At 69.7% G+C, this 21,325-nt stretch carries 18 protein-coding genes; 7 read left to right on the forward strand and 11 right to left on the reverse strand.

Annotated features, from left to right (window positions below):
• Position 1 precedes the first annotated feature (1 nt).
• The 3 genes from ACIBK3_RS19635 to ACIBK3_RS19645 all read left to right on the forward strand — a co-directional run bounded on the left by ACIBK3_RS19635 (position 2) and on the right by ACIBK3_RS19645 (position 3,920).
• Entirely contained in the window at positions 2 to 1,126 is a 1,125-nt protein-coding gene (locus ACIBK3_RS19635; RefSeq protein ID WP_399366939.1) for a hypothetical protein, read from the forward strand.
• Positions 1,127 to 2,337: 1,211 nt separating this feature from the next.
• Positions 2,338 to 2,535 (forward strand): AlpA family transcriptional regulator, encoded by a 198-nt coding sequence (locus tag ACIBK3_RS19640; protein WP_266586917.1) that lies wholly within the window; start codon positions 2,338 to 2,340, stop codon positions 2,533 to 2,535.
• Positions 2,532 to 3,920 (forward strand): integrase, encoded by a 1,389-nt coding sequence (locus tag ACIBK3_RS19645; protein ID WP_266586919.1) that lies wholly within the window; start codon positions 2,532 to 2,534, stop codon positions 3,918 to 3,920. Before ACIBK3_RS19640 ends, ACIBK3_RS19645 begins: the two co-directional genes overlap by 4 nt.
• Before the next feature lie 161 nt (positions 3,921 to 4,081).
• On the opposite strand, the gene ACIBK3_RS19650 is transcribed toward ACIBK3_RS19645, so the two are convergent.
• From ACIBK3_RS19650 to xylB, 6 genes are all read right to left on the reverse strand, one after another.
• A complete protein-coding gene (locus tag ACIBK3_RS19650) occupies positions 4,082 to 5,605 on the reverse strand; it encodes an aldehyde dehydrogenase family protein (protein ID WP_399366942.1) in 1,524 nt (507 codons plus the stop codon).
• Positions 5,606 to 6,048: 443 nt separating this feature from the next.
• Positions 6,049 to 7,362, reverse strand: coding sequence for a GAF domain-containing protein (locus ACIBK3_RS19655; RefSeq protein WP_399366944.1), 1,314 nt, complete (start codon positions 7,360 to 7,362; stop codon positions 6,049 to 6,051).
• 104 nt (positions 7,363 to 7,466) lie between these two features.
• Positions 7,467 to 8,066 (reverse strand): N-acetylmuramoyl-L-alanine amidase, encoded by a 600-nt coding sequence (locus ACIBK3_RS19660; protein ID WP_399366946.1) that lies wholly within the window; start codon positions 8,064 to 8,066, stop codon positions 7,467 to 7,469.
• Between the two features lie 69 nt (positions 8,067 to 8,135).
• A complete protein-coding gene (locus ACIBK3_RS19665; protein WP_399366948.1) occupies positions 8,136 to 9,158 on the reverse strand; it encodes an acetamidase/formamidase family protein in 1,023 nt (340 codons plus the stop codon).
• A gap of 589 nt (positions 9,159 to 9,747) precedes the next feature.
• Complete coding sequence (locus tag ACIBK3_RS19670; protein WP_399366949.1) at positions 9,748 to 10,974, reverse strand: ROK family protein; 1,227 nt, start codon at positions 10,972 to 10,974, stop codon at positions 9,748 to 9,750.
• A 64-nt stretch (positions 10,975 to 11,038) separates the two neighbouring features.
• Positions 11,039 to 12,484, reverse strand: coding sequence for a xylulokinase (xylB, locus tag ACIBK3_RS19675; RefSeq protein WP_399366951.1), 1,446 nt, complete (start codon positions 12,482 to 12,484; stop codon positions 11,039 to 11,041).
• Positions 12,485 to 12,600: 116 nt separating this feature from the next.
• On the opposite strand from xylB, the gene xylA reads away from it, so the two are divergent.
• Both xylA and ACIBK3_RS19685 read left to right on the forward strand, forming a co-directional pair.
• On the forward strand, positions 12,601 to 13,767 hold the full coding sequence (gene xylA, locus ACIBK3_RS19680; RefSeq protein WP_399366954.1) for a xylose isomerase: 1,167 nt from the start codon (positions 12,601 to 12,603) through the stop codon (positions 13,765 to 13,767).
• Positions 13,768 to 14,106: 339 nt separating this feature from the next.
• Complete coding sequence (locus tag ACIBK3_RS19685; RefSeq protein WP_399366956.1) at positions 14,107 to 14,460, forward strand: hypothetical protein; 354 nt, start codon at positions 14,107 to 14,109, stop codon at positions 14,458 to 14,460.
• A gap of 125 nt (positions 14,461 to 14,585) precedes the next feature.
• Here the strand turns inward: ACIBK3_RS19685 and ACIBK3_RS19690 are convergent, their stop codons facing one another.
• Positions 14,586 to 16,673 (reverse strand): HelD family protein, encoded by a 2,088-nt coding sequence (locus ACIBK3_RS19690; protein ID WP_399366958.1) that lies wholly within the window; start codon positions 16,671 to 16,673, stop codon positions 14,586 to 14,588.
• 69 nt (positions 16,674 to 16,742) lie between these two features.
• Complete coding sequence (locus ACIBK3_RS19695) at positions 16,743 to 16,886, reverse strand: hypothetical protein (protein ID WP_399366959.1); 144 nt, start codon at positions 16,884 to 16,886, stop codon at positions 16,743 to 16,745.
• A 552-nt stretch (positions 16,887 to 17,438) separates the two neighbouring features.
• On the opposite strand from ACIBK3_RS19695, the gene ACIBK3_RS19700 reads away from it, so the two are divergent.
• Positions 17,439 to 18,506, forward strand: a complete 1,068-nt coding sequence (locus ACIBK3_RS19700; RefSeq protein WP_399366962.1) for a fatty acid desaturase family protein — start codon at positions 17,439 to 17,441, stop codon at positions 18,504 to 18,506.
• 93 nt (positions 18,507 to 18,599) lie between these two features.
• Positions 18,600 to 18,782, forward strand: a complete 183-nt coding sequence (locus ACIBK3_RS19705) for a hypothetical protein (RefSeq protein ID WP_399366964.1) — start codon at positions 18,600 to 18,602, stop codon at positions 18,780 to 18,782.
• A 265-nt stretch (positions 18,783 to 19,047) separates the two neighbouring features.
• On the opposite strand, the gene ACIBK3_RS19710 is transcribed toward ACIBK3_RS19705, so the two are convergent.
• The 3 genes from ACIBK3_RS19710 to ACIBK3_RS19720 all read right to left on the reverse strand — a co-directional run bounded on the left by ACIBK3_RS19710 (position 19,048) and on the right by ACIBK3_RS19720 (position 21,255).
• Positions 19,048 to 19,938, reverse strand: coding sequence for a hypothetical protein (locus ACIBK3_RS19710; RefSeq protein ID WP_399366965.1), 891 nt, complete (start codon positions 19,936 to 19,938; stop codon positions 19,048 to 19,050).
• Between the two features lie 156 nt (positions 19,939 to 20,094).
• Positions 20,095 to 20,391, reverse strand: coding sequence for a hypothetical protein (locus ACIBK3_RS19715; protein ID WP_399366967.1), 297 nt, complete (start codon positions 20,389 to 20,391; stop codon positions 20,095 to 20,097).
• A gap of 264 nt (positions 20,392 to 20,655) precedes the next feature.
• A complete protein-coding gene (locus ACIBK3_RS19720) occupies positions 20,656 to 21,255 on the reverse strand; it encodes a class I SAM-dependent methyltransferase (RefSeq protein WP_399366969.1) in 600 nt (199 codons plus the stop codon).
• Between the last annotated feature and the right edge of the window lie 70 nt (positions 21,256 to 21,325).

The raw sequence follows: 21,325 nt of genomic DNA on the forward strand, positions 1-21,325 counted from the left end.
CATGGACCCGCACGGACCCATAGCCCAGCGCTTTCCGCTCGTCGCCCGATTCCGGCCCGCCTGTCTTCCCCTGCCCGAACGCGTGGGCGGCCTTGTCGACCTCGCCGAGACGGTGGTGGAGAAGGGCGACCAAGGGCTCGCATCCGCCGTCTACAACCAGGCCGCGCTCATCGCCTCCGATCTCGGCCTGCCCGATCTCGCCCGCGAGATGTGTCACCAGCACGCCGCCGCCTACCTCGACGCGTGCCCCCTGCCCGGCATGAGCGCAATCCGGGGACTGGAACCGGTCGTCAACCTCGCCCGCCTCCAGATCCGCGCCGGCCACACCGACGAGGGACGCCAACACCTACTCGACCTGTACAAGGCCGTCGAGGCAGGCACAGCTGCCCGGTTCGAGGGCGTCGCCGTACCGGCGGACCTCACTGCGACCGACGAGGACCGCCACGAGGTCCGCGCGTGGCTGTGGCGCGTGCTCCTCGCTGATGGGACCCGCACGCTTACCGCCAAGGGACGTTGGGCGGAGGCTCTGAGACACCTCGAGACTCACTGCGGCGTAGGCAAACGGATGCTCGACGGACGCCAAGTTGCCATACTTACTCCCCTCGTTGCAGGTGACACGGCACGGGCAGCTGTTCTCCTTGCTGAAACGATGCCCGGCGATCCGTGGGAGCAGGCCATCACGGCAGGCTTGACCGCCCTGTGCCGCCGCGGCGCCGAGCTGCCGGTCGAAGACCAACTGGCGGCGCTGGCGACCACCTATCTGGAGTGGCCGGCCGAACCTGGGATGACCGTCTTCGACACTCGGCTTGGCCTTACCGTCCTCGACGCGATCGGTTCCGCCGAGGCTCCTACAGCCCACCGCGTCGTCGAGGACCTCCACCGCAGGACGGCCGCCGCCGAAGACGGCTACGCGGCCCGCGAGAACCTGGCGCACCCTCTGTTCACCTCGATCGCCACGGACAGGCAAACCCAGGACTGCCGCGCTCTCGTGCATGCCTGCGCCCTCGGGACAGGGACCATCCCGGACGAACTGCAAGAACAGCTGACGTCGGCTCTAAGCGCCAGCGACATCGTGATCCGGGACAGCCTTGCGCGCCCCTCCAATTCCGGGCGTACAACCCGGTGATCTGCATGAGTGATCAGCCAGGCACCCTCTTCCCTCAGGCAGTCGTGCGCGACCGGGATGTGTGCCCACCTCGGTCAGCTGATCACTGCAGTGCAGCAACGGCACTGGACCATCGGCGTCGCACGCATCGGTGACCGTCCGAGAAGTCGGCCGGATCCACGGCGGGGATCATCAAGGGGCGAGTGGGGCTGTGTGACGAGGCTCCGGCATTCGCCTACGGCAGACGAGAAAATGGCCCACGGGACTGGAACCCCGTCCGCGATCATGTCAACGTACAACGACCCGGAAACACCAGGTCAGCCGTAGGGAGCGGCATTGAACGTCGGCCTGCAAAAGGGGCTGGCCGCTATGGCAGTACGCATCCCGCGCTGCTCGGTCTCACGACCGCGTCCCGCTCCGAGGAGGCCCACCTGTCGAGTCACACCTTCCAATTCGCCCTCATCACGCGCCCTGTCCCGCTCGACGCCGCGAACGCCTGGACTGGTCCGGAGGCGGAGGCTTTGGCGCCATTTCCAAGGCGCTGCCTCTCTGTGTCTGCACGCCAGGATCTTTTGGCGAGGATCTGCTGTAACGCGGACCCCGTCGTGGCCGAGAGGCCCTTACGTACATCGCTGCGCACCGCAGCTCCGCAACGCGCCACGGCGCCTCGGTTGTTGGCGCTGTGAGGTCGTAGGCCGTGACCTCGATCGGTTCACCGGAGGCAGGCTGCCCGTGCTCGTCATGGATGGCGCACCTTCGCCCTCCGCTCGTACCGCCTGGCCTCGTGACCGAGGCGGAAAGGGCGCGATGAGCAGACCTTCGTAGTGCAGGGCGATACATAGCAGAAGATCCCCGGTTACCGAAACCGGGGATCTTCCAGAGCATTGGTGGTGTTCGCATTCGGCTGTGCTTGGCGGTGGAGCCGTGGCGGACGCAGTTGGCAGAGTCGTACGCATCCGAGAGGAGATATTGAGTGGCTGTTGCCAGCTGCTGCTACATCAATGACCAAGCTTTCATGCCCACGGCCACTGTTGCTCGCTACGCAAGGTCTCCTTCCGGACCGCTCGCTTGTGCGCCGAAAGAAAATCATCCGTTGTATCGATGTGTGATACCTGGCTGTGTCTCGTCGTCTGATCCGGGACGGCGGCCGTGCAGAAATGGGATCTCTGCTGCATACGATGCATGCCTGGCTTTCCGGCATGAAGCCTTTCTTAATGTGAAGGTGATATTGCATGGCTCGTCCTCCGGCGCTGAAGCTCACCGAGGTTCTCGCGGAGATTCGTATGAGTCCGTCGGCGTTCTACCGAATGCGCGCTCGCGGGCAGGCGCCCCGCATGATCAAGTTGCCCAATGGTGAACTCCGGTGTCGTCGTGCTGACCTGGATGCCTGGTGGGACATGTGCGAGAGAGATACTGATAATTGGCGATGAGTTACAATGTCCGTTTCTGGGACATACGGGAGCGCCCCGATCGGCGCAAGCCGTTTATGGTCCGGTGGACGGTCAACGGGCGCGAAAAATCAGAGTCATTCATGACCGTCGGGCTCGCCGACAGCAGGCGGTCAAAGCTGATGACCGCGGCGCGCGATGGTGAGCCCTTCGATGAGCGCACAGGGCTGCCAGCGTCCGAGCTGCGAGCTATCAAGCAGCGGACGACATGGTATGACCTTGCGCACGAATACCTCGACCAGCGTTGGGACCGCACGCCGGGAAACACCCGCCGCACACTGGCCGACGCATTCGCCACCATCACGCCTGCCCTTGTGCGTTCTGGCGTGACCTATCCGGAGCCGCGGGTGCTGCGGCGAGCGTTGTACTCCTGGGCGTTCAACAAGAAGGCGTGGGAGAAAGAGCCAGTTGAGGACTGGCGGCAGGCGCTGGACTGGATGAAGCGGAACTCCCTGCCTGTCAGCGCTCTCGCGGAAGCCGATGTGCTGCGACGGGCACTGGACGCCCTGTGCCTCAAGCTGGACGGCAAAGAGGCTGCGGCCAAGACGGCACGGCGCAAGCGGGCTGCGTTCAACGAAGTCCTCAACATCGCTGTGGAGAAAGGTTACTTCACGGAGAATCCCCTCAACGGGCTCAGGTGGCACGCTCCAGCGGTCAACGAGGAAGTGGACCCGGCTGCCGTTCCTAATCCCGCCCAGATTGCCCGGCTGCTCACGGCGGTTGCCCAACAGCGCGGGCGCGGCCCTCACCTGGAGGCCTTCTTCGGCTGCATGTACTACGCGGCGATGCGGCCTGCGGAGGTCATCCATCTCCGGCTCGAACAGTGCCATCTGCCCGAGACCGGCTGGGGGATGCTCAACCTGTCGGGTGGCGTCGTCACATCAGGCAAAGAGTGGACGGACGGCGGTTCGGTGCACGAGGTGCACTCCCTCAAGCGCCGCGCGGCTACCGCGACCCGGCCTGTGCCCATCCCGCCGCAGTTCGTACGCATGCTCCGCGGACACATCGAACGCTTCGGTGTGGCGCCGGACGGCCGACTGTTCCGGAACCAGGCCGGCAACTACGTGGACGCAGCTGCGTACGGCACAACGTGGGCGCGGGCACGGAAGTACGTCCTGACCCGTACAGAACTCGCCTCCAAGCTGGCAAAGCGGCCCTACGATCTCCGGCACGCCGGGATCTCGTTCTGGCTGTACTCCGGTGTGGACCCCGCCGAGTGCGCTCGTCGCGCGGGCCAAAGCATTGAGGTCCTCTTCCGCCACTACGCCAAATTCCTGGACGGCGTCCGAGAACAGGCCAACCGCCTCATCGAGCAGTCCATGCAGGAGTGGGACCGCGTCAGCCAGGGCGCGGAGTCTGAAGGGTGAGTCGGGATTTGGTCCGTGACTGGTCCGGAAGCACTGGTCAGGAGCGGGACAGCAGTGGGAGGAACTGGGAGTTATGGCGTAAGTCGGTCCTTGCCCCGGACGGGTCGAGAGGAAGGCGCCTGACGGGCAAAAGCCCAGGTCAGGCGCCTTTTTTCGTGCCTCTAGAAGAAGCCCAGTTTCTTCGGCGAATACGACACCAGAAGGTTCTTCGTCTGCTGGTAGTGCTCCAGCATCATCCTGTGCGTCTCGCGGCCGATGCCCGACTGCTTGTAGCCGCCGAAGGCGGCGTGGGCCGGGTAGGTGTGGTAGCAGTTCGTCCAGACGCGGCCCGCCTGGATCGCGCGGCCCGCGCGGTAGGCCGTGTTGATGTCCCGCGTCCACACGCCCGCGCCGAGTCCGTACAGCGTGTCGTTGGCGAGCTTGATCGCGTCGTCGAAGTCGTCGAAGGACGTCACCGAGACCACCGGTCCGAAGATCTCCTCCTGGAAGATCCGCATCCGGTTGTCGCCCTCGAAGATGGTCGGCTGGACGTAGTAGCCGCCCTTCAACTCCCCGTCGTACTCGACGCGTTCCCCGCCCGTGAGCACCCTCGCGCCCTCCTGCCTGCCGATGTCCAGGTAGGAGAGGATCTTCTCCAGCTGGTCGTTGGAGGCCTGGGCACCGATCATCGTGTCCGTGTCGAGCGGATGCCCCGGCTTGATCAGCTCGGTGCGGGCGACGGCGGCCTCGAGGAACTCGGCGTAGTGGCCGCGCTGGACCAGCGCCCGGGACGGACAGGTGCACACCTCGCCTTGGTTGAGCGCGAACATGGTGAAGCCTTCGAGCGCCTTGTCGCGGAAGTCATCGTTCTGCGCCCAGATGTCGTCGAAGAAGATGTTGGGCGACTTGCCGCCGAGCTCCAGCGTGACCGGCTTGATGTTCTCCGAGGCGTACTGCATGATCAGCCGCCCCGTCGTGGTCTCGCCCGTGAACGCCACCTTTGCCACCCGCGGGCTGGACGCCAGCGGCTTGCCCGCCTCCGCGCCGAAACCGTTGACGATGTTCACCACACCCGGCGGCAGCAGGTCCGCGATGAGGCTCATCCAGTAGTGGAGGGACGCGGGGGTCTGCTCGGCGGGCTTGATGACGACCGCGTTGCCCGCCGCGAGGGCCGGCGCGAGCTTCCATGTGGCCATCAGGATGGGGAAGTTCCACGGGATGATCTGCGCCACGACGCCCAGCGGCTCGTGGAAGTGGTAGGCCACCGTGTCGTCGTCGAGCTCGCCGAGCGAGCCCTCCTGCGCGCGGATCGCCCCCGCGAAGTAGCGGAAGTGGTCGATGGCGAGCGGGATGTCGGCCGCCAGCGTCTCCCGTACGGGCTTGCCGTTCTCCCAGCTCTCCGCCACCGCCAGGGGCTCGAGATGGGCCTCCATCCGGTCTGCGATCTTCAGCAGGACGGCGGAGCGCTCGGTGACCGAGGTGCGGCCCCAGGCGGGGGCGGCCGCGTGCGCCGCGTCGAGAGCACGCTCCACGTCCTCCGCGGTACCCCGCGCGACCTCCGTGAACGGCTGCCCGTTCACGGGAGACGGGTTCTCGAAGTACTGTCCGCGGGCCGGCGGCACGTACTCGCCGCCGATGAAGTGGTCGTAGCGCGCCTGGTAGGAGACGATCGCGCCCTCGGTACCGGGCGCCGCGTAACGGGTCATCCTGGTCTGCCTCCCTCAGCAGCGCTGCCCGCCGTTGGGCAGCTCTCGGCGCGAGGCTAGGGAGGGAGAGGTTGCAAGTACGTTGCGGCGGCGTGGGGGCACGGTCTCCAGTCGATGGCCTTGCGCGTCGCCGGGCCGCTGACGGGGGGACCCGCGTCCGCCGCCTCGGCGCCCGGCGTCAGTGCTCCGGCGGCGAGCACCCCGGCGGCGAGCACTCCGGTGAGCGCCCTGAAAAGTAATGGCATGAAGTTCCTTCCAGACGCCTCGCGACAGAAGCGCCTCGCGACACCAGCGGTATGCAGCGGACGTGTCCCGTGACGAAGGGGCCTGCGGCGGAGGTGCCATGTGGCGGAGGTGCCCTGTGGCTGGTGGGGCCTGCGGCGGAAGTGTCCCGTGACCGGTGGGGCAGGCGGCCGCAGCACCCCGCGACCGAGGCGACGCGGTCAGCGTGCCGACGGGTGGGCCCGTGTACGCGGCGTGGCCAGCTCGGACTCCAGTGCCGTCAGACGCGCCCGGACCGCCGCCGTCGGCCGCACCGTGGCGAGCGACCGCCATACGTCAAGGTCGTCCTCGCCCCACGGTCCGTGCACCCAGTCCGCCAGCAGGTCGGGATCGCGGCGGGCGATCAGTGCCGTACGGAGGCCGTCGGCGAGGCGGCGCCGCAGCCGTACGACTTCCGGTGCCTGCGAACCGGGCAGCAGCGGGCCCACGTACGCCGCCGCGGCCGCCGTCACCGCGCCGGTCTTCAGCCGCCGCTCGATGACGGCGACGTCGGACTCCACCGGAACCGTGAGCCGGTACGGACGCGACGCGAGCAGGACCGGACCCAGCACGCGGCGCAGCCGGGCCAGTTCGGCGCGCAGCGTCACCGTTGGCACGGACTCGTCCTCGTACAGGGCGCACAGCAACTCGTCGCCGGTCAGCCCTTCCGGATGGTGGGCCAGCAACACCACGATCTCACTGTGCCGGCGGCTGAGCCTGATCCTGCGCCCGCCGGTGAGCAGCTGCGCCTCGTCACGGCCCAACGCGGTGAGTTCGGGCCTGTCCTCCGCGGGCCGCTCGGGCAGCAGCAGCGCCAGCTGGGACTCGGCGGCGCGCGCCACGGCCTGCACGAAACCCAGGCTGTGCGGATGCGCGAGACCGTCCCCGCCGGTGATGTCCACGGCACCCAGCACCCGTCCGGTGCGCGGGTCGTGCACCGGGGCCGCCGCGCACGTCCACGGCTGCACCCGCCGGATGAAGTGCTCGGCCGCGAACACCTGCACCGGCCGGTCGACGGCGACCGCCGTCCCCGGGGCGTTCGTCCCGACCGCGGTCTCCGCCCACCGTGCACCCGGGACGAAGTTCATCCGGTCCGCCTTGCGGCGGGTCGCCGGATGGCCCTCGACCCACAGCAGCCTGCCGTGTGCGTCGCACACCGCGAGCAGATGCTCGCCGTCCGCCGCGAACGTGCCCAGCAGCTCACGGAAGAGCGGCATCACCCGCGCCAGCGGATGCTCGGCCCGGTAGCTGCCGAGGTCACCGTCCGACAACTCCACGCTCGGCGTGCCGTCGGGACCGACCCCGGCCCGCGCCGAACGTCGCCAGGAGTCGGCCACCACCGAACGCACGGGGCGCGGCACGGTCCCCGCCTCGGTGAATGTCTCGTGCGCGCGCCGCAGCATCCGCAGCCGCTCGCCCAGGTCTGCCCCCGGCTCCAGTGCCACCCACGGATCGGACAACTCGGCCTCCCCGAACGGCGATGTACGTGGGGACATCGTCACCCCGGGTACGTGCCCCGACAACCGTTTGGACCGCGAGCATCCGAACGGGTGGCAGAGACCACCCAGGGTTTCCGGGGCTCTCGTGGCCTCGTCCTCGGTCAGGCGGAGTCGACCAGCCTTATAAAGCGCGTCCAGTCCCAGTTCGGCCCCGGATCGGTGTGGTCCGAGCCCGGTACCTCGTAGTGCCCGATGATGTGCCCTCGGTCCTTCGGGATGCCGTATGTCGCGCAGATCGCGGCCGTGAGTCCCGCCGACTGCTCGTACAGCGCGTCGGTGAAGTAAGCGGGCCGGTCCACCCAGCCCTCGTGTTCGATGCCGATGCTGCGGGTGTTGTAGTCCCAGTTCCCCGCGTGCCAGGCGACGTCAGCCTCGCGGACGCACTGTGCGATGTGTCCGTCGGCCGATCGGATGAGGTAGTGCGCGGACACCTGGTTCTGCGGGTCCTTGAAGACGGCCAGCGTGTCGTCGTACGTCTCCTGGGTGACATGGATGACGACGTAGTCGAGGGGATAGGAGTCGGGGCGGTCGGACGCCGTGTAGTTGGAGGTGACGGCCGGCTGCCATTCGGCCGGGGGATAGTCGACGGCCCGGGCCTGCGCTCGGGCGAGCGCCTGGGGCAGCAATGTGGACGGTACGGCGGCGAGGACGGCGCCCTGCAACAGCCGTCGTCTGCTGGGATGCGCTCTTGCGCGTTCCATGGGGGGAGTGCCTTTCCATGGTGGGGGGTTTCGCCGTGGGGAGGGGTTCGGCCGTGGCTGAGGCGGTGCTCAGCCTCGCAGCGTCGCCGCTGTCTCCCGAAGCCGGGCGTGCATGCCTCGGTGAGTCTCGCGCTCGGGCAGCCATTCCTTGCGGATCTTGGCCACGCAGGTGTAGTTGGTGTCGCACACGTTGGCCAACGGAGACTCCACGACCTGGGTCGCGAACTGGTACGCGTCCAACTCGCTGAACCCGTAGTCGCGCGCCAGCCACCGCACCAGGTCGAGCTGCGATATCCGGAACGCGTCCTCCAGGGGGCGTGCCGAACCCGTCGAGATGATGTGCGTGTCCGATTCGATGCGCGGCCAGGGAGTGGCGAGCCCTTTGAGAAGTTCGACGATCACCAAGGTGTTCATCGCGCACTCGACGGCCACGCCGCAGGTCTCTCCCTCGCCCTGCCGGGCGTGACCGTCGCCGAGGCTGAGCAGGGCACCCTCCACGTTCACCCCGAGATAGCAGGTCACCCCGGCCCGCATCTCGGGTGTGTCCATGTTGCCGCCGTGCGCGTCGGGCACCAGCGCCGAACGCACCTCCAGGTTGGCGGGAGCCACGCCCACCGTGCCGTGCATGGGGTCCATCGGCAGCTCCATCTCGATGTCGCTGTCGTGGGCGCGGAACAGCGCGGTGCGGCGGGCTCGGTCGAGCTGCCAGATCCAGACGGTTTCGCGGAGCGGGGGTTGCAGCGTGGCCGTGGTGTGCGTGGAGGTGAGCGCGCCGAACAGCGGGACCGTGGTGGACGCGGCCCAGTCCCGGGCCGGTTCGATCGACACGAAGTGCACGGCGAGCGTGTCGCCGGGCTCCGCGCCCTCCACGTGGAAGGGCCCGGTCTGAGGGTTCAGGAAAGGGAACTGGCACACCTCGGACACCAGGTCCCTCTCGGACCGCACCCGTCCGGCGAAGCAGTCCTCCGTGTACAGGTCCAGGACCGTGCCGGGTGCGATCCGTGCCACGGGCGGCGCACCGCCGAACGTCCAGGCGTACTCGTCCGGTTCAGGGCGCACGGTCAGGATCCGGGGATCGCGGGGGTTGTTCATCGCTGCACAGCTCCGTTCTGCTCAAGGCCGGTGGACGGCTGTCGGTCGAGGTGAACGCGGGCGTGGAGGGGGTGACGGGCAGTCTCGGCCATGCTCCCGGGATGCCGCCGCACACTCGCCGTTCACGACGGCTGCGCCTCGCGTGAATCACGGTACGGCGCTGGCGGGGTGGGCAGAAGGGCACCGTGCGGTTCCGTGGACGACGGCACGTTTGTGGATATCTCGCTCACTCGAACGGGTGAAATCCCCTCCCTGGGACGGGGTTGGTCGGGAGCTGGGTCTGTCCGGGGTTCAGGGCCCGTTCGCGGTCGGGGGTTCCGGCCGTTCCGGTTCGGGGTCGCGGCCCGCTGCGACCGGAGGTCAAGCCCGCTGCCGTTCGGGGTCGCGGCCCGCTGTGATCGGAGGCCAGCCGCGCTTCTGTTCGCGGTCAGGCCGGCTTGTGATCGGAAGTCAGCGCCGCTTCCGTGAGGGGTGAGGCCGGCTTGTGATCGAGGTCAGCCGCGCTCCCGTTCGCGGTGAAGCTCGCTCCTGTCAGCGGCGGGGGGGCGACCTCCGGTTCGTCGAGGTTCCCGTCCACCCACGTTCGCGCTCAGACCCGTCCGACCCGTCCGCCCCGTTCCGCCACGGACGCCGGATCGTCCAGCACAGCCCGTACCACCGAGTGCGCGGCCCCCAGCAACGGCCCCTCGGAGCCCAGCCGGGACACGGACACCGGACAGGCGGGTCCCGCCGTGCGCCGGGCCAGCTCGTCGCGAAGGGACGGCAGCAGCCAGGGCGCGAGGCCCGCCAGCGCACCGCCGAGTACCACGGTCTGCGGGTCCAGCAGATTGACCGCGCCGGTCAGTGCTGTCCCGAGCGCCTGTCCCGCGTCGCGCAGGGCATGCCGCACGTTCTCGTCGCCGTCCGTGGCCCGCTGCGCGAGCAACCCGACGCGGTCCTCGCCCGGCTCCAGACCGGCCGCCCGCAGCACCGCTTCCTCACCGGCGTACTGCTCCAGACACCCGCGCCCGCCGCACGGACAGTCCGGCCCGTCCGGGTGGACCGGCACATGACCGAGCTCGCCCGCGAAACCACGGGTGCCGCGCAGGAGCTGCCCGTCCACCACGACGGCCGCGCCGATCCCGATCTCCGCCGACACGTGCAGGAAGTCGCGCGGGGTGCCCTCGCCGAGCCAGAGCTCGGCGAGGGCACCGAAGTTGGCCTCGTTGCCCACGGCCGGGTTGAGCTCGGCGGGCAGCAGGGCGCCGAGATCCGTGTCGTGCCAGTCGAGGTTCGGGGCGCGTACGACGATCCGGGCGTCGCGCGCCACCAGGCCCGGTACTGCCACGGCCAGCCCCGCCGGCCACAGCCCCTCGCTCTCCGCCTCGGCGACGACCTTACGTACCAGTCCGGTGAGCTCCGCGACCACCGGTTCGCAGGAGCGGCCCCGGTTCGTTCCGTACCGCACGGCCCTGGACCGCACCTGTCCGCGCAGATCGACCGTGCATACCGCGAGATGGTCGACACCTATCTCAGCGCCGATCCCCGCGGGTCCGTGCCCGCTGACGGCGAGCGCCGACCCGGGCCGGCCCACCCGGCCGGGCCGTTCGGGGCCCAGTTCCTCCAGCAGGCCCGAGCGGATCAGCTCGTCGACGAGGCTCGACACCGCGGCACGGGTGAGGCCGATGTGTGAGGCGACGCCGGCCCGGGACAGAGGCCCCTCGGCACTGACGGCGTGCATCACCCGGGCCAGGTTGCGGCGGCGCATGCCCTGCTGGGTGTCGGGCAGCGCCCGGCCGGGGCCGGACGGGTGAGGCTCGTGCAGCGGTGCGGTCATGCCTCCGTCCGTCCTCGGTCGGTGTCCGTCGATCGGTTCACGGGTGTGCCGCGCAAGGTGTCCGTCAGCTCGGGTCCGTCCCTCGCTCCAGCAGCGGGGCCGCGTCGGAGAGTACCCCGGAGATCCTGGCCAGGGCCGCCTCGTCCCGCTGCACGGCGTCGAGCACGGGCCCGGTGGCCGTGTTCCAGCGCCGGGCGACGGCGGCCGGGTCCTCGCCGGTCAGCAGGCCCGCCGCCTGGGCCGCCGCGCCGAGCGCGACCAGTTCCTTGGCCTCGGGCACCTGGACGGGACGCCCGGACAGCCGTCGTACGGTCTGCTGCCAGGCCGTGCCCCGGGCGCCGCCGCCGATCAGGAGCAGCGGGGTCGAGCGGTCGGCGTCCTCGTCGAGGACCAGGTCCAGTGCGCCGAGCAGTGCGTGGACGGCGCCGTCGTACGCGGCCTGCAGCAGCTGGCCGCCGGTGGTGTCGTGGCGCAGGCCGTGCAGCAGGCCCGAGGCGTTCGGCAGGTTCGGGGTGCGCTCGCCGTCCAGGTAGGGCAGCAGGGTGACACCTGAGGTGGGTTCCACGGCCTCACGGTCGAGGCCCACGAGGGTGGCGATGCGGTCGACGGCGAGCGTGCAGTTCAGGGTGCACGCCAGGGGCAGCCAGTCGCCGTGGGCGTCGGCGAAGCCCGCCACTGTGCCGGTCGGGTCGGTGGGGCGCCGCTCGGACACCGCGTAGACCGTGCCCGAGGTACCGAGGCTCATCACCGCGGTGCCGGGACGCAGGCCCAGGCCGAGCGCGGCGGCGGCGTTGTCACCAGTACCGGGGGCGACCAGGGTGCCCTTGGCGAACGGCAGGTCATGGCTGTCCCGCACGGTCCCGGCCACCTCGCCCGGGCGGACCACGCGGGGCAGCAGCGCCGGGTCGAGCCCCACGTGGGCGAGGATGTCGGTGTCGTACGACTCCGTAGCCGATGCCCACCAGCCGGTCCCGGAGGCGTCGCCCCGGTCGGTGGTGCCCTGCCCGGTGAGCCGCTCGGTGAGGTAGTCGTGGGGCAGCCGTACGGCCTTGACGGCGCGCAGTGCCTCCGGCTCGTTCTCGGCCAGCCAAGCCCATTTGGTGACGGTGAACGACGCGGCCGGGACGGACCCGGTGCGTTCGGCCCAGAACTTCGCGCCGCCCAGTTCCTCGGTGAGCCGACGGGCCTGCGGCGCCGAGCGCACGTCGTTCCACAGCAGGGCCGGGCGTACCGGCTCCCCCTGTGCGTCCAGCGTGACCAGGCCGTGCTGCTGCCCGCCGATCGAGACCGCGGCCGCCTCACGCGCCGCGTCCCCGCACTGGTTCAGAGCTTCGCACAGGGCGTCCCACCACTGGCGCGGGTCGCTCTCGCGGCCGGCCCCGGAGGTCACGGTGTGCGGTGCCTGCCCGCCGGCCACCACCTGTCCGGTCGACGCGTCGACTACCAGGGCCTTGGTGGACTGTGTGGACGTGTCCACACCGACGACGAGCGGACCCTCGGCTGCTGACATCGGGCTCTCCTAAGTTTTTCCGCGGCTCTGCGGGGTCTGTCTTCCCAGAGATGCGTTCGCATACTAATTTGTAAACGGCCATGACGAAATAGATCGAGCACGCAAGGAGCCGCGGCATGAACTACCAGCCCACCCCCGAGGACAGGTTCACCTTCGGCCTGTGGACCGTCGGCTGGCAGGGAAGGGACCCGTTCGGCGACGCCACGCGCCGTGCCCTCGACCCGGTCGAGTCGGTGCAGCGCCTGGCTGAGCTCGGCGCGCACGGCGTGACCTTCCACGACGACGACCTGATCCCCTTCGGGTCCTCCGACACCGAGCGCGAGGCGCACATCAAGCGTTTCCGTGAGGCTCTCGACGCGACCGGCATGAAGGTGCCGATGGCCACCACCAACCTCTTCACGCACCCCGTCTTCAAGGACGGCGCGTTCACCGCCAACGACCGCGACGTGCGCCGCTACGCCCTGCGCAAGACGATCCGCAACATCGACCTTGCGGCCGAGCTCGGCGCCAGGACCTACGTCGCCTGGGGCGGCCGGGAGGGCGCCGAGTCCGGCGGAGCCAAGGACGTACGCGTCGCCCTCGACCGTATGAAGGAGGCCTTCGACCTGCTCGGCGAGTACGTCACCGAGCAGGGCTACGACCTGAAGTTCGCGATCGAGCCCAAGCCCAACGAGCCGCGCGGCGACATCCTGCTGCCCACCGTCGGCCACGCCCTGGCGTTCATCGAGCGCCTGGAGCGCCCCGAGCTGTACGGCGTCAACCCCGAGGTCGGCCACGAGCAGATGGCCGGGCTGAACTTCCCGCACGGCATCGCGCAGGCCCTGTGGGCGGGCAAGCTCTTCCACATCGACCTCAACGGCCAGTCCGGCATCAAGTACGACCAGGACCTGCGCTTCGGCGCCGGCGACCTGCGTGCCGCCTTCTGGCTGGTCGACCTCCTGGAGAGCGCCGGTTACGAGGGCCCGCGTCACTTCGACTTCAAGCCGCCTCGTACAGAGGACCTCGACGGCGTGTGGGCGTCGGCCGCCGGCTGCATGCGCAACTACCTCATCCTCAAGGACCGTGCGGCCGCCTTCCGCGCGGACCCGGAGGTCCAGGAAGCCCTGCGCGCCTCCCGGCTCGACGAACTGGCACAGCCCACCGCTGCCGACGGCCTCAAGGCACTGCTCGCGGACCGTTCGGCCTTCGAGGAGTTCGACGTCGAGACGGCCGCCGCGCGCGGGATGGCCTTCGAGCGGCTCGACCAGCTGGCGATGGACCACCTGCTGGGAGCCCGCGGCTGAACGCATGCACGCGCGCGTGCGCTCGTTCCCGCAGTGATCTTCGAGAGGTCTTCGAGGCGCCCCGCGCGGAATGTTCCGGAATCATGCGGTCCCTGGCATGAGCCCGTACCAACTTCCGCGCGGGAGCCGCGACATCACCGGCTCCGGGTGACTCTGGACGGTATGGGCATGCCGCCGGTACCTCCTCAGCCGCCCGGACCACCGGATGACACCCCGCCGCAGGGCGGGGGTTTCGGACCACCGCCTGGACCACCGCCCGGGCCACCTCCTGGATCACCCCCTCAGGCCTACGGCCACGACGGGCCGCCTCCGTACGGCGGTCCGTATCCGACTCAGCCGATGAGCCCGACCGGTGACCCGGGCGGCCCGAAAAGGCGCCGCGGCCCGCTCTACATGCTGCTGGCCGTGATCATCGCGGCCGTGGCCGTCGCCGTGGTGGCCCTCATGGTGGCGGGAAGTGACGACTCGCCGGACAAGAAGCCGCCGCCCGAGAGCAGCGCCGGTACGAGTCGTTCTCCCGCACCCTCCTTCAGCCTGCCGACCGAGGTGCCCAGCGACCTGCCGTCGCGATTCCCGACCGAGCTGCCGAGCGGCTTTCCGAGCGATCTTCCGAGTGGCCTTGAATCGCTGATCCCGTCACTGGCCGACCAACTTCCCCAGGGCGCGTCACCGGGAACTCCGGGTCCCCGGTAGTCGCCGAACCGGAACCCGCTGGAGTTGCCATGCCCCCGGTCGCGCGCATGGCGCTCAGCCGGCTGTCGGGAGCGAGGGCGACGATGTCGCCGTGGGGAGGTTGTGGCCGGCGCTGTGGTGATCCCTCACACGGGCTGGACAGTGACCGTGCAGAGCCTCTTGGTGGCCCGAGTCAGAGCTACATACAGGTCTTTCTCCCCGCCGGGGCGGGCTGTGATGATCTCCTCGGGACTCACGACGACGACCTCGTCGAACTCCAGCCCGCGCGCTTCGGACGCCGGCACGATGAGCGCGTGCTCTGCGATCCCTGCGGAGGTCAGCTGATCCAGCCTCACTTCAGCGCAGATCACGCCGAGGAGTTCGCCCGGGTACGCGGCGGTCTGAGTCTGCAGTTCCCGGGCGACGGTGGCGACAAGAGCGTCTGGCCGCGCCGCCACGATGCGAGGAGTCTCACCGCGGCGCAGGGACCGGGTCGGCGTCTGTTCTGGAGCAATCCGGACGAGGAGGTCTCGGGTGGTCTCCAAGATCTCCTGTGTGGTGCGGTAACTGATGGTCAGGGTGTGGAGGTTGAACCGCGGGCCGACATGGGGGCTCAGCGCCTCCTTCCAGTCGCGCGCTGTCGTGGCTGGGCCCGCCTGGGCGAAGTCGCCCACCAGCGTCATCGCCTTGCCCGGGCATCGCCGTACGATCATCCGCCATTGCATGGCGGTCAGTTCTTGTGCTTCATCGACGACGACGTGCCCGTATGTGCGCTGTGGCGGGCCGTCTATCAGGCTTGCCGCCTCGTCCAGCAGAGGAATATCGGCATCGGTCCACGAGTCGTCCGAGTCGTGCAGCAGGCATGCCCGTTCGTCATCGGTCAGCTGGGGCAGGTGCTCCGCGAGAGCGTCAGGGTGTGCAAGGAGGGCCCGCACGAGTTCGCCGGGCACCAGTCGCGGCCACAGCGTTTCCACCGTGCGGTCGACGTGGCTGTCGTCCAGGAGGCCGGCCCGGACGGCGTCTGCGTCGAACTCGTCGGCCGGTCCCGTGGCAGCCGCGTCATCGTAACCGAGGTGGCGCAGGTCGGCTGCCGTCGCACGGTCGAGGTCCGCGCCTGTCAGCTCGGCGACCTCGGCATCGATCTGGTCCAGGATGTCGCCCGTGCTGCGTTCCAGCGCGTCGGTGACGGCGTCGACCAGGAGTTCTTTGAACACCCGGCGCGCGGGGTTGTGCCCAAGCCCGGTCGCCACGGCGGCGTCTCGCGCCGAGGCCACAACCTCGTCATCGAGGCGAACCGATTCATGTCCGATCCGCAGGGAAAATCCGCCATCCGGAGCCTGGTGACTACGCACCAGGTCAGCCAGTGCGTCGGCGAGCGCCGCGCTGCCCTTGAGGCGCGCCACATCGAGCCGCTCCGCCCTGTCCGGCGAGACTCCAGCCAGATCCTGGCACGTTGCCAGGACGATGTCGTTCTCGCCGAGTGAGGGCAGAACCTCCGAGATGTAATCGAGGAACCGCGCGTTCGGACCGACCACCAGGACACCTTGCTCGGCCGCGCGCGGGAACGCGTACAGAACATATGCCGCCCGGTGCAGGGCGACCACCGTCTTGCCGGTGCCGGGGCCGCCCTGGACCACTGACACCCCACGGTGTGCGGAGCGGACGATCTCGTCCTGCTCGGCCTGGAGCGTCGCGACCGCCGCCTGCATCCGACCCGTACGCCGCGCTGAAAGGGCCTCCATCAGGGGGCCGTCACCGAGGACATCTCCGGCCGCGGGAGCGGAGCCGTCCAGCAACTCGTCGCTCACGGCGACCACCGTGTGCTCCTCCATGCGCAGGTGCCGACGGCGCCGCAGGCCCATCGGGTGGACCGGCGTGGCTTCGTAGAAGGGCCGCGCCGCCCTCGCACGCCAGTCCACCAGTAGGGGCAGGTCGTCCTCGTCCGTTTGCAGACCCAGCCGTCCAATACGCAAGGCGGTGCCGTCCACCAGGTCGATCCGACCGAAGACCAGCCCGTTCTCGGCTCCTTCCAGCCGACGGACCTCCTTCGCCAGTCGTTCAGCGGCGACTTCTCGTTCGTGCGCCTCGCTCGCGCTCTCGGCGGGGGCCTTGAGTACGTCTGCCAAACGGGCCTGTGCCTCGGAGAGTCGCTTGGTGAGCAACTCGTACAGAGCGGACACGTGGGCTTGTTCCCATGCGACCTGGCACGCGGCGGGATCGTTGACCTGCGACAACAGGAGGCTCCTCGGGACAGCGGGTGGAGTGTGGGCTTGAGGCTGTTTCCGGCTGCTGCCGACCGCGAACTATGGACAGGCGTCGGTGTCGGCGCCCGGCAGGCGGGCTTCCGGAATCTCGCTGCGGGACTGGGAGAACAGCGCCTGCCCCGCCTCGGTGCAGGGCGAAGTGGATGTGAACTCAGCTGCCGGCTTGGTGTCGGCCTTGGTCATGAACCTCGATGTCACAGTGCCCCGTTGGCCCTGCCGCGATGTTCCGTGTTCTGACGGAGGGTGTCCGTCGGCCGATCGCGACGGATCGCCCACGGGAAGGTGAGCTCCGCGTACCCGGGCGCACCGTTCTGCCGGCGCACCACACCCGTGACAACACACCGACGCGACGACCGGCGGGGCGACACCATCCGGGCGCCAGAAGGCGCGGGTGCCGGTGCGGGCCGGGTCGCCCGGCACGAAAAGGCGCAGCAGGCGGCCCAGTTGGGAGAGGCGGGACGGTGATGCCGAGGGAAAGCTCTGCACAGCGATGCCATATTCCTCAAATTTGACTACTGAACTCGGAGTCGCCGAGGGTACAGCACGCCGACGGAACGCCCGGCATCACCGGGATGTGACCTGCGTCACTTCCTTGCGGGAGGTGTTGTCAGCCCCCGTCCCGCCCGGTGCTGACCCCCGCACGCACACGGGTGGTGTCCTCATGGTCGCGGCATGTCATCGATCCGTACGTTTGCTGAGGTCAGCGCGTTTCCTCAAGCGAGCGGGAGTTCCGACATGTCCCAGACCACGCCAGTCGTCGCAGTCCGCCGACGGGACACGCCCGGCCCGCCGCCCGGCGGGAGCGAGTTCACGCCTCTCATGCGCGTGGTCAAGAGCCAGGCACTGCTGGAACGCCGGTACGGCTGGTACGCGCGCGTCATCGCCCTCAACGCGTTCGCCCTGGCCGGCGTCGCCGCGGGCGTCGTCCTGCTCGGCGACACCTGGTGGACGCTGCTCCTCGCGCCCGTGCTCGCCGTGCTCTGCGCGCGCACGGCCTTCATAGGCCACGACGCCGGCCACGCCCAGATCACCGGCGGCAAGGCGGCCGGCCGTCTCATCGGCCTGATCCACGGCAACCTGCTCCTCGGGATGAGCTATTCCTGGTGGAACCACAAGCACAACCGCCACCACGCCAATCCCAACCACATCGACAAGGACCCTGATGTCGCCGCCGACGTCCTTGTCTTCACCGGCGAGCAGGCGAAGGAGCGGACCGGCTTCCGGCGCTGGCTCACCCAACGCCAGGCCTGGCTGTTCTTCCCGCTCACCCTCCTCGAAGGGGTGGCCCTGAAGATCCAGGGCTTCAAGGACCTGCGCCGGCAGTCGCCCGAGGAGCGGTCCGTGGAGGCCGTGCTCCTGGTGATCCATGTCGCCGGCTATGCGGCGCTGCTGCTGACGTCCATGTCACCCGGCAAGGCTCTGGCGTTCGCCGCCCTTCATCAGGCCCTCTTCGGTCTGCATCTGGGGCTGTCCTTCGCGCCCAACCACAAGGGCATGGAGATGCCGGACGTGAGTGGCGAACCGTGGGGCCACCTGCGCCGCCAGGTGCTCACCTCGCGGAACATCCGTGGCGGTCTCCTGACCGACTGGTTTCTCGGCGGTCTCAACTACCAGATCGAGCATCACCTCTTCCCCAGCATGCCCCGCCCGCATCTGCGACTCGTCCAGCCTCTTGTGCGCGCCCACTGCAGGGAATTGGGTATCCCCTACGCGGAGACCGGGCTCGTCGACTCCTATCGGCAGGCCCTGCGCCATATGCACGAGGTGGGCGAGCCCCTGCGCGCCGAGCAGGGGCACATCTAGGGGATGTCTCAGGGTCGCGTTCCGGAACCGTGGGAGACGCGAACCCGTTCTTCTGGACAGAGAGCGGCAGTGGCCGCGAAGGAGGCGACGCACATGTCGAAGAACGCGAAGATCGCCGCAGGGGGTGTGGCGGTCGGGCTGATCCTGCTGATCTGGCTGCCCTGGTGGGCCTCACTCCTGATAATCCTGGGAGTCCCGGCAGCCGCTTATCTCACGCTGGACCCCTCGCAGCGGCGCAGGCTGCGCCGTGTGACCCGCAAGGAGCTCGGCCGCTGACACCGTACCGAACAGGCCCGGACGGACCGACCGTGTCGCTGAAGCCGGCCACCGACGCACTCAAACCGACCGCATGACCGCTCGCGGGCCCGCCGAGGGCATGGTCCGCGAGCGGACGTAGGCCGACCGTGGCCGGCCCCCGTGGCTGTCGTACGACCTCGGGGCGCGTGCGCCGCCCGTACGGCCCCAGGGCAGCCCTGGACGGGTGCGGCCCCCCCCGTGCGGCCTCAGTGCAGGCCCTGATGCGTGCGCCGCCCCTACGGCCTCAGAGCGGACGTACGGCGATCTTGTCCAGTGCCTCCAGAAGACCCGGCAGTTCCGGCCCCCGGCCCACCGGCAGAACCTCGCCGGGCTCGTCGTCCAGCAGCACGAACGCGATGTCGTCGGTCCTGGCCACCAGCGACCAGCCGGGGCCGTCGGCCCGCAGGGTCCGTGCGTCCCCGGGGGCGAAGGACGACCGGACGCGGCCGAGCGGCGGTGGCGCGTCCACATACGCGCGGGCCTCCGCGAGGACGCGCCGGATGCCGTTGTGGCTGCCCAAAGTCACGCCTTGCGGCGTCGAACCCCGTCCGTTTCCGGGGTCCCCGGCGACGGCGCCCTCCTCAGGAGCGCCGGAGGACGCGCCGTTCTCGACGTCACCGCCGGCGGGGCCCGGGTTCGCGTCGTCGAGCCGCGCCCGCCAGGTCGCCCACTGGAGCGCGATCTCGTCGGCCCCCAGCCGCCGCTGGGCCGGCCCCCAGACGGAGGTGTCCGGCGGTGCCAGCGGGGCACGGTCCGCGATCTCGGGATCCGGATCGTGCGGCTCCGGTACGCCTGGGGCCGCCACAGCGACCGCCAGGGGCCAGCCGGGCAGCGCGGCGACCACTGTGCGCTCGTCGGGCGACAGGTCGTGCTCCATGCCGCAGTCCCAGGACGCGATGGCGACGGCGACCAACGACACGTCGTCGACGACGACCGTCCATCTGGCCCCGTCGCCGTCCTGGCCGAGCACCAGGCCGTACCCGTCGGCCAACGGTGCGAGGCCGAGCGTCGCACAGGCCTCCGGATAGTCGTCGCCCAGCACGCTCGGGAACTTCGCCGGCGTCAGCAGCACCGCCGTCAGCACATAGAGCGCGTCCTCCGCGGCGGCGACGGCATCCTCATCCGTCCCGGCCATCCCAGCCTCCCCATCGCTTCATCCAACCGGGCGCACCCTAGTGCGCCCGGAAGGCGCTTGTCACGACGCCCCCGCTGCGCGCTGCGGCTCCCCGACCCACCCGGAGCTGCAGTTTTCCGACCGGACGGGGCGAATCGACCATGCGCCACCCTTACGTCAGGCCGCCGGAAGCCCCAGAAGCGCCCGTGCCACCGCCCGAGGCGACTCGTCCCGCTCCCGTGCCAGCGCGATCACGGCCCGGCACGCCAACTCGTTCACCCCGAACGACAGCGCCTCCGGGGACACCCAGCCCGCGGCCTCGTCGATCTGCTCCTGGTCGTCCTCCGCGCAGGCCGAGACATAGGCGGCCGCTGCCTCGAACAGGTTGTGTGAGCGAACCTCGCCATCGGCCTTCGCCTCGGCGCGCAGGACGTCGAGGACTCTGGCACCGGACTTGCGGACCCTGCCGAACATGCTGACCGCCTTCCCCCTGTGTGGTTGTCCTGACCGAACGTGCATCTCCTGCTGCTCAACGTAGAGTTGGAGCTCCGGCGACAGAAGGGGGAGGGGGCGATGAAGCGTCTCGTGCAGGTCGAAGGAGCGGGTCCGGCTGCGGTCCGGACGTGCCGACGAGCCCTCCGGCTGTCGCCGCCCCGGCGGACGCCACACGGCGGGGATTGCCGGCGCGCCACCGAACAGCTCGGTCGTCCCCGACTGAGTCCGGACAGGCCGCGCAGGTCAGCCCTCGCGTACGGCCAGGGCCAGGAACCGGTCGTCCTCGTCGACGTACGAGGTCATGCGCCACCCCGAACGGGTCAGGAGAGGCCGTAGATTGCGCTCGGCGCGCAGGTCGTCCGGGGTGATCTGCCGGCCCTGACGTGCGGCCAGCGCGGCCCTGCCAATGGGGTGGAACAGCGCCAGTGAGCCGCCGGGGCGCACCACGCGCGCCAACTCCCGCAGGTTCTCGGCAGGATGAGGCAAATGGGAGACGAGGCCCGCGCCGAACACGGCGTCGAGTGACTCCGAGCGCAGCGGCAGCGTGGTCACGTCGGCGAGCAGCAACCGCCCGTCGCGGTCCCGCCCGGCCCGCACGGCGGCCTGGAGCATGGCGGGAGTCAGATCGGCGCCCAGGACCACTCCCGAGGGCCCCACGGCTGCCCGTAGCGGCGTCAGGGCGCGTCCCGTGCCGCAGCCGGCGTCGAGCACGCGGTCGCCCTCACGCAGCCCGGACTGGGCGACCGCGGCGGCATAGGCGGGAGTGTCATCGGGGAACCGGCTGTCCCAGTCAGCGGCGCGGGTGGTGAAGAACTCCTGCACGCGTGTGTGGTCGTCGCTCATGTTCCGCATGATTCCTCACCGACAGGGATGAGCGCTCCTGTGTGCATGTTCGAGCGTGATGCGATCGTTC

It is taken from the genome of Streptomyces sp. NPDC050287 (assembly GCF_044459385.1).
Classification (GTDB): domain Bacteria; phylum Actinomycetota; class Actinomycetes; order Streptomycetales; family Streptomycetaceae; genus Streptomyces.